Origin of the sequence: Halorientalis persicus, assembly GCF_900110215.1 — an archaeon.
Lineage (GTDB): Archaea > Halobacteriota > Halobacteria > Halobacteriales > Haloarculaceae > Halorientalis > Halorientalis persica.
In genome coordinates, this window is the sequence record NZ_FOCX01000065.1 from 1 (window position 1) to 9,515 (window position 9,515).

General features: G+C 54.7%; 7 protein-coding genes. All 7 read right to left on the reverse strand.

The annotated features are described in order from the left end of the window. Positions 1-1,029: hypothetical protein (locus tag BMX17_RS24050; RefSeq protein ID WP_092664964.1), on the reverse strand; the 1,029-nt coding region annotated here is incomplete at its 3' end. Between the two features lie 158 nt (positions 1,030-1,187). After that, positions 1,188-1,514, reverse strand: coding sequence for an FUN14 domain-containing protein (locus BMX17_RS24055; protein ID WP_139203744.1), 327 nt, complete (start codon positions 1,512-1,514; stop codon positions 1,188-1,190). 1 nt (position 1,515) lies between these two features. Beyond that, positions 1,516-1,797 (reverse strand): hypothetical protein, encoded by a 282-nt coding sequence (locus BMX17_RS24060; RefSeq protein ID WP_092664967.1) that lies wholly within the window; start codon positions 1,795-1,797, stop codon positions 1,516-1,518. A gap of 100 nt (positions 1,798-1,897) precedes the next feature. Then, a complete protein-coding gene (locus tag BMX17_RS27660; protein ID WP_092664970.1) occupies positions 1,898-2,128 on the reverse strand; it encodes a DUF8139 family protein in 231 nt (76 codons plus the stop codon). Positions 2,129-2,154: 26 nt separating this feature from the next. After that, positions 2,155-5,583, reverse strand: a complete 3,429-nt coding sequence (locus tag BMX17_RS24070) for an Eco57I restriction-modification methylase domain-containing protein (RefSeq protein ID WP_092664972.1) — start codon at positions 5,581-5,583, stop codon at positions 2,155-2,157. A gap of 117 nt (positions 5,584-5,700) precedes the next feature. Then, complete coding sequence (locus BMX17_RS24075) at positions 5,701-6,930, reverse strand: tyrosine-type recombinase/integrase (RefSeq protein ID WP_092664975.1); 1,230 nt, start codon at positions 6,928-6,930, stop codon at positions 5,701-5,703. A 445-nt stretch (positions 6,931-7,375) separates the two neighbouring features. Further along, entirely contained in the window at positions 7,376-9,172 is a 1,797-nt protein-coding gene (locus BMX17_RS24080; RefSeq protein WP_244515104.1) for a transposase, read from the reverse strand. Between the last annotated feature and the right edge of the window lie 343 nt (positions 9,173-9,515).

The window sequence follows — 9,515 nt, forward strand, 5'->3', positions numbered from 1 at the left end:
GTGAATGCGAACACAGGCTTGGTTCTTCTTCGGCCCGGTCACCGTTGACCGCCAGTCGAACTCGTAGCCGACCACGATTCGACCGTACTTGTCCACTCTCCCGATTTCTTCATCTTCGTCTGGACCGTCCCAGCTGCAGCGGTACTGTCCGTCTCCGACAGGTGCGTCGACGACACCGCCATCGTACACTGGCACGTTGGTCGGGTCTCGCTGGCACTGGCCGAGCGTCGCGAGCGCGTCGGCGTTGATCGCGATGCTTTCGATCGCCTCGCCGTCGACGGTGAAGTTCTCGACTGCGAACCGGTGTTGGCTGGTTCCCGATCGTGGTGGGGAGACGTGGCCGGTGATCGTGATGTCGAAGTCCTGTTCGAGGATGCTCGCGAAGCGTTCGATCCCGGTCAGGATGGTGGGCTTGCCTTCTTCGACAATCATCTCACCGACTGGAGCTTCGACCGTCTGTGCGGCGTGCTGGCCTTCCAGATCGGGCTTGTGGATCGGATGTTCCCGAATGAGGACCGTGCCGGCCGGCCCCAGCAGCACGGCAGGAGCGTCGTCGCAGACGATGAGGTCGTAGTTCTCCACCGAGTACCGCCCTTTGCCGGCGAGCGCCCGGAGTGCGATTTCGACGGCCTTGGGGCCGATTCCATAGCCGTACCGGGTGAGGGTCCCACTCGCTTGGTGGAGCCACCGGTTGAATTCCTCGCGAAAGTTCGCGTAGGCGGATGGGAGCTCCCAGACGGCTTCACCATGCTCGTCGATGTAGGACTCGACGTCGCCGTCGCTGACCCATCGAGCGTGGGCGAGATACCGGCGCTCGTTGTGGAACAACTGGCTGGATTTGTCTTTGCGTTGGAATCGATGGAGTGTGAGTCCGTAGTCGGTGCTCTGGCCGTCCTTCAGATCGTAGAACCCGTCGGTGACGAGCCGATCGGCCGTGACGGGCTCTCGGTAGGAGGCGGCGATTCCGCTCTGTCCCGATCCTGGACCGTCTGCATCCCAGTATTCAGCGAGTCGTGTATTCTGCGACATTGGTCAATTGGACCGCCGTGCCCCAATTCTGCCTTGTAGCAATTTGCCACGAGCCAATTGGCACGAAGCAGATTCTTGGACGGACTGGCCTTAACCAACGTTGGTGAATTGTTGGTTAAGCAGTGCTGAAGTTTCGGAGAGTTTTCGGATGTCTCTAGTCACCCCTTCTTGAGTCCGAGATACAGTCCTCCTGCGAATCCAGTTCCGACAGGAAGTGTCCCAAGCAGGCCAAGGAGCGGCGAGGATCCAGATGCAGAGGCTCCGTCGACGACCAGACCAAGCGTCCCGCTGCCGAGTGTCGACGCGAATGCTGACCAGTCCACGGTGATGATGCCGATCTGTTCGAGATATGCGAGAAAGGCGAGTTCAAGGCCGGCAAGGACGGCGACGATCTTGGCGATCTTCTTGACTGCGTAGCCGATGACGGCCCCGATCGCACCTGCGCCGAGAAATCCTGTCGCGACGGCTTCGGTTCCGGAGACCATGTTAGCGCATCGCGCTAACCTGCTTTGGGGATTGTTCGACGGCTTTGTTGAGTTCGTACCGGAGGACGGCCTCGGCGACTAGCATCAGGTCGTCACCACTGACGGTGCTGTTTTCGATTTTTTGTTCGAGTCGCCGGAGGGACCGTGCCCTTTCTGCGTATAGCGAATCTGTGCCGTAGTCGGACATCTGTTGGTCGCGAGTGGCAGTATCGACAACGGCCTCTTTCGCGTATCGAGGGCGCTCAGCGAGCAGTGATCGGACCGCGTCGTGGATGTCGTTCATTGCATCCTGGCCGCTAACTCTCAACTCAAAATCCGTTCTTGAGCTGCGTCAGATGCGTAGAGGTTCTGTTAGAGCAGAACCTCAATTTTGCTGCAGATTGCTAAGTTTCTGAGACTGGGCGGAGATCTCTCCATCGAAGGTCTTCAGTAGCACCGTCATCCATTTCGACTGTAAACAGGAACGAATCACGTGGATCCCCAGTTTCTTTGTTAGCGTCATCTTCGAGTATTTCGATTACCGTCCCGCGTTTTCGATGGAGCAGATCGTGGTCGGGATCATCTTCATTCGGTATGTCAACCCGCACTCGGTCCCCAACCTCAAATCGCTTCATTGTATTGGATTTCTCGTCGTCTGGCACTACTCATAGGCGTCAAGTGATTCGTCGGCGGGACCGTGACGGCCGTACTCTGAATGATAGTTCTGAACGAACTCAATAGTGTCTTCTGGAAGATCGTATAGTTCACCGAGTACAGCGTCTGCCTCTTCGATTATGGGTTTTTGCTGTTCGTAGTTTTTGAATGTCTCACTGTCTGGGTCAAACCCATTTTTCATTGTTTCCCAGAGCCGGTTAGAGATGTCTTCAATGTCATCACGTTTACTCCTCAGGGCATCTTCATCTGGGAGTGGGAATGCACGAATCTCACTGAGATTTAGATGGAACATATCGCCGTATGCACACCAGTAGATATAGAAGATACTGGACGAGATGCCAAGGAAGGCAGCACGAGCTTCTAGTTCTGAATTGAAGTAGAGGGCATAGTTATCCATTGAATCATACAATTCCTCTCCAAACATCGGATTAGTAAAGTAGTCTATTCCTCTCCGTCTCCAAATCACATTCTCTGTTTCGTCTTCTTCTTCATAATTCCGAATATGGTTCTCTTCTGGCTGTTCCTTCAATTTGCTAAGAATGGTTTCAATGTGACCAAGACCGATTTTTGGAATGGCTACATGTGTACCGCTACCACCGATTCCATCTTCTCGAAGTGTGTATCCACTAATGGGTTTATCAGGTATATCCCGGAAACGCCTGTCACGATCCTTCTCATTATCGAACCGAATGAACTCACTTGTTCGGATGTTTCCGGACACTTCTGTATCTTTTCCGCCAGTAATGACACTCACCCGAACCTCTGCTCCATTGAAAACTTTACTTGGCCTTTTGCCAAATGCAGCGATACGTGTGGTATCTAGATAGTCACGCCACACATCTTGCATTTTAGACATCTGCGCCTTATAAAGAAGTTTTGCGGTTGTTACGTTACCAAATGATCCGTTTTCGGTGAGAAGTTGCAGTTGGCGTTCTACGAACGGAGCAGCAATATCTGAGTTTGCCATAGTGTATTCTGCTGTAAGTACATCTTCAGATTCTCCCATGATGTCGCCATATGGCGGATTCCCCAAAATCAGATCAAAATGGATTGTGTGTTCAGCACCATTTGACTCAGAAGCTTCGGGAAACTCGATGGGCCAGTGGAATGGACGGCCAAGACTATCAACAATGTCTACACGGAGAGGCTGCCGATTTACTTCACTGAACACGAAGTGATCTTCAAGCAGATTTTGGAGATTCTCGGCCAGAACGGTCTTTACATTGTCATTTAAGTCACGTGGTTTCAGTGTTTTTTCCCGCTCTTGTATGTCAAGCCGCGCGCTCTTTTTATACACCGAAAAACCGAGATCTTCTAAACGCTCGGCGTCTTCGTCAGTGAAGGCATCGCGGTCGCTACGTCTGATTTTGACTGTTTCTATCGCTGGGTATAATGTCCCATTCTCGATTGACTCTATGATGGCCTCCCACTCATCAGGGGACGAAACGTCGGTTTCTACATAGTAGCTAAGGCGGTCAAGAAATGCGGAATCAACGTGGGGCTGAATCTCATCGGCGTAGAATTCTTCGATATTCCGGCGATCTCCTTTGTCCTCGTATTTGTACTGTTCACGCATCTCAGCGTATTGCTCGATGTCTTCATTCCAGATGTCGAGCGATTCAACAGTACCCTTGATTGGGAGACCAACCAGAGAATTCCCGTCGCTGATGTTAACGTCGATATTTGGGAGTTTCCCGAATTGTGGTCTCCAGCTATTGCCCTCGACGATTTTGAGCCAGATCCGAAGTTTTGCTATCTCCGTTGCGACTGGGTCGACGTCCACGCCATATACGGAATGGAGCGCGAGGTCTTTCTTTGCTTCATATCGGTCTTTGGGGTCTGGGTCGTCACCACGGTTCAGACCCCGCATCAAGGACTCTTCAGCACGGAAGATTTCGTCCATCGCACTGGTCAAGAAGTGCCCGGATCCACATGCTGGATCGATAACTTTCAGATCGCCGAGAGCGTCTAGTGCGGCATCAATCGCGTCAGGAGTTCCGTAAAATCCCTCCCCGTTTTCAATACGACGCAAGATTTCGGACAGCTCTTTGTCCTCCATATTTGACTGGAGGAATTCTGCTTCGTCACTGTCACTGGCGGCTTCGTTAACGAAAGCGTCGATGAGATCGGACTTGATTTTGGGGTCTACAGACCGCCGGTTAACGAGGTTTGTGACGTCGTTTGGTGTGTAGTACGCACCGATATCCTTCTGATTGCGTTCCTGTTCGATATGATTGATTGTCTTCTCGAACACAGACCCGAGGACTCGTGGATCGAACCCTCCACCGTTCAATTCGAGTTCGCTACCTTCGATGAGGTCGCTAATGACGGTAGGGAGAATCCGATCTACGACGGTGTATTCAGTTTCGTTGGGGATGTTTTCGCGGAAAAGACCGCCGTTCAAGTATTCGACATCAGTAAACCACGCATCCTCGTCGCGGTATTTTGGATCTCGTTCTGGTTTTGGGACGTTGAGAAGTTTGTAGAAAAGGGGTTTAATTTGAGACTCATAGAGGTTCCCTGCGAATTTGTCTTGGTGTTGTTCGTACTCCTGAACTCGATTTCGGAGGAACCCGTCGCTAAGTATATCACGGGTTTCCAGGAACTTGATGAACAGCAGCCGATTCATCATTGTGATTGCGAAGAGACGTTCATCCCGCTCAGATGCACCGGCAGGTGACCTAATATCGTCCATCAGGGATGTTTCGTAGTCATATTCGTCAGATTCGCCGAAAAGGAGCTCAATGTAGAGTTCATAGAATTCTTCCACGTCACGCTTGCGTTCATCGCGGATCTCTCGTGGCGCTGTGTCGGAAAGAAGGGGTTCGAGGGCTCCGATACTGAAGACGCTGATAAAGTCATGGAGTAAGTCGTCGACGTCGGCGTCGTCAGAGATGGCGGCACTGCCAAGGACGCCAGCATCGCGAGCGAGTGTTATAAGTGCAGGACGGAGATCGATACTTGCTACTTCTGGGTATTCGGTTATGTCACCGCCAAGTTCGATTTTGTAGATCGTCCATTCAAGCCCGTCTGTTGTGATCCCGTAGTCTGCGTCAATGGATTTCCTGTCGAGATAGTCTTTTATTTCTGAATCGGCGCTTTCGACGTTGTTAATGGGCTTGTTTTCACCGATAACGTTCACTGAGAGGTTGGTAATCTCGAAGTCGGGCCACACCACACGATCTCCTGCTTTGCCGTATGGTTGTTCCTCGTATTCCAGGCCTAGTGCTTCTAAGAGTTCATAGATAAGATGGTTCTCAGTGAACGTTTCGGGCCGTTGTCCGACATCGGCACTACTGAGTTTCTTGTCTCCTCGAAGAGTTTCTTCAACATCGTGAACGGTACTAAGCCGATCGTTTAGCTCCGCTATAGAGTCGGTGAGTATTGATCGAATTTTGGAGTTGGTCTCAGTCATTGTGTTCTTTGTCCGAAGGGGTGAGTATGTTCGTTACCTCGCCGGGATGTGATAAATACCCCTGAATTATCGAATTGGCTGTCCTCTATTTCACTGTGATTGAGAATGAAACCTCGGTCAGATTTCATCCATGTCGCCTAGCGCGTCAGTCGCGACGTCCCCAAGTTCACCGGCCTCGATGTGGGAATACCGTTCTCGGACCATTTCTTCAGAGTTATCGAGATATCGGGCTGCGACGGTGTATCCGAACGATCGGACCAGGACCTCGCCCATTCCTCGCCGCCCCCCGTGTGGCGCGAGGTAGTCGTGGCGGGGGTGGGCAACCTCGACGCCGGCGTCGTCGGTGAGCCGATGGAGTATCGATCGGGCCCCATCGGTCGTGATCGACTGGGGGCGAATATCTTCCTCGAGTGTGAGCAGGAGGTCGCGGACAAATTCGTCGCGACGGTCCTTGACATCAGCTGGCCGCTGGCCACGATCTGTGAGTTCCTCTTGGACGAGGGCTGCGAGCGTCCGTTGATCGAACGTCGGGAAGACTGGCCACCGTTCGGTTGGGGGCTGCAGAACCTTCTGGTACTGCCGGACTGGGTGGATGACCGGGTCGGGGAGGCTGGCGGCGTCCCACTGCTGTTTCTTCCGGTAGACGTCCATACTGCCGTCCTCCAGATTGAGGTCCTCCCAGCGAACCCCGCGCCGACGTGGATCGTCGGAGTCCCGTAGGAGCTCTCCGACGCGGACGGCTGTGTACGCGATGAGGTAGATGAGCGCCCGCTCACGTGTCGCTTTCAGCGCCCTGTAGCGCGCCCGTTGCTTGTCTGTCGGTGCCGTGTCCTTTGGGAGTGTTGTGTACGCTTCGACGGCATCACGGGCCTGCTCGTCGACGTGACGGGTGAGTGCGTGGCGTTGCTCGGACGTCCAGGCCTGCTGGTCGCCGGGTTTGCGACCGTCGTCTTCGGGCAGTGGGGCGGTCGCACTCGCTCGCTGCGCGAAGTGCGCCTGTAGATACCCCTCGTTGACGCACCAGCCACACCACGCCGAGATGTAGGCGTAGTAGGTTTGGACTGTGTTCTGCTTGAGCCCGCGGTCACTGGCGAGGTGGCGTGCATACTCACGGAACGTCCGTTCATCAAGGTCCTCGAACGCGGGTTCTCGGTCGACGTCGTCGGGGACGGTCCCAGTCCAGTCGTCGTCGCCGCGGTCGCCCGCGGCCCACTCTGCGAATCGGTGAAGCTCGCGCTCGGCGTTGCGGCGGTAGTTTCCGCCGTCTCCCCCGCGACCTTTGCCTTTGTCCTGGAGGTAGCGATCGAAGGAACTGGCGAGCGGGATCGGATCGTCCTGCTCAGACATTGCGTAACTCACCTCTGCTGACCCCGTGTTTTGCCCGATTTCTCGGGGGAGAGGAAATCTGCTGTGTGAATTGTGGCATTCGTGCTTACCGGAGGGCGTCGGGACACTTCAAAGTGGTCGTGATTACTATTCTAATCATAACCAACTGTGGTTCAGCCGAGAAACCCAAAATATGGGCTACAGTGGCTATACTGTGCGGTTCTACGCATTTACTGCGTTTTTAAACCATATGACGCTATACAAAATCCGAATCCTGGAGTTGCGAATACCATCAATCCTATGCACGCAATCGATACTGAAACGACTCTGTAGCAGGTCTTGACTGGGATCTTGATCCGAGCAACTGCCACTCACGAAGTTGAGTGGCAGTTGCGGGCCGTCCGAGCGAGAATCTCAGTAGACTGGACAGCAATGCCTCTCACCGCAGGCAAACTCGGGATGGATTCTAAATCAATGTGATTAGCCTCCGTCTGAGGAAAGCACGAAACCGCGGGGCGATCACCCGCGGTTTCGTGCGGAACTCGACGATATCGAGTGATCGCTGGACGAGGAGATCGACCAGCAACCACATGTCGTACAGCAACATTGCGAATCCGAAGTGGAATAACCGCACCGCGTACTCTCGTGAAGTCGTCCACGGTGCGAATTGCTTGATGCCGCCGTAGGCGTTCTCTATCCCGCCGCGCCGAGTGTAGCGTTTAATCCGTCGATGTGTCGAGCGTCGATCCAGACGAATCTCGTCGTTCACGTCGAGATTCGTCAGGAACACCTGAGTCTGGTCGTGGTCCTCGTCCGGTGGGAGGCCGACAAGCGAGGTTTCAGCTCGCTTTCTGACGCCACCGCTGTCTTTGACCGGTCCGTAGATTCCGTGTTCGTCCTTGACCGTCACCTGCTTCTGCCCGTCCTCATTTTCGTCCATGCGCGCGATGAACCGCTTGACGCGGTCATCGCGCGCGGCTGGAATGACGTAGAAGAGATCCCGTTCTTCTAGTGCCGCAACGACGTCCGCAGCGTGAAACTCCCTGTCGGCGAACACGCGACGGATACGCAGATTCGCCCGTTCTTCGACGATGTCGACGAGTCGGCGGACGACGCCGCCGACTCGGTACGATTTCGCTTCACCGGCGTACGCCTCAGCCTCGTGATTGTCCGCATCACCGATCGGTAGCATCGCCACCGTGAACAGGATGTTTTCACCGACGATGCTAGCTGTCGCGACCTTGTGACACCAGTTGTAGGACTTGTCCTCGGGCGCTCCTTGTACCCGAACGAGTTCCTCACGCTCGCCGTAATAGGCGATATAGGTCATATCGATAGCCACCATCGCCGGTTGTTCGAACTCGATGGTGGGCTTGGCCCGCGTCAAGACGCGGGCCGCGCCCCGATTGACCATCTCCGTGATTTCCTCTATTTCCAGGCTCTTGATCGCCTCTAGAAGCGTTTCACCAGTTGGACCGTCCTCGAAGAACGGCTCGTCAACATCCGGCTCCGGATTAACGTGATCGCCATAGGTCTCGGCACCGCCGTTGGCGGCGGTGCCCGTGACCCCGAGCAACGATTCCAGCAGCAACAACTCCTCGTCGTCGTAGATGGCCTCGTCCGAGCGGTCGAAGTCAAGCGCTGGGAAGACTACCGTGGTGAGTTCGTCCAGTACTTCGCGGGTCTGTCCACGAATGAGTCGGTTGACCGTGCGCTTCGGTGGAGCCTGACGGCTCCCCGAAGCGCTCTGGTGATCACTGATCCCGCTGGATTGGTCGGTTCCACCGAAGGAACAGCCACGACGGGCTGCAAGTTCTCTAATCTGGCGACTCGCTACCCGAATCGTCTCTTCTATCTCGCTGAACCGCTTCCCCCGTGCACGTGACAACGTACTCTGGTCGGGAACATCATCTGGGTCGAATCCCAGTGCATTGGCGACTTCCGCGTCCGATTCGAGCGTCCGATGCACGCTGGCATCGGACGCGTCAGTGAGTCTGCCTAACAACACCGCTCGCAGCATCGGCTCGAACGGTTTGCACTCCGACCACGCCGGATACGGATCTTGGCTGGCATATCGACCGCAGTCGAGGTGGCTCACCACCTCGACCGCGGTCGTCCCCTCTTCCAGTATCTCTGCTGCATCGGTTGTTAGCGGCGTCCATCCTCCCGAGAGCGCACCGACATCTTCGAGTCGCTCGTCCACTAACCTCGGGTCGCGGCTGTCATCACCAGCCGCGACCCGATTCGACCGGTCGTTGTTCACACGGGGGTCCTCTCGTCCCCCACCGGTCAATCACCTGAATTCACTCAAGCAGTGTATCTCGATACCGATCCATGCATAGCTTCTCTCGTTCGCAACTCCAGCGAATCGTCTGAAGTTGGGCAGGTCCGAATCAATTCGTTGGATGGTAATGGTTCTTAACACTACTTTCACCAAACAACATATACACAAATAGATGAATTCTGCAGGCATCTTCGCCGGGTAAGGTTTATCTCCGTTGGGGATGAAACACAACATAGGAGACGATGCCTGCGTCAGTTGTGTACCGGGACGAAAGCGAGAAACCGGACGGGAGCCGGTACGAGATGGTCGCGTGGCGAGTCCC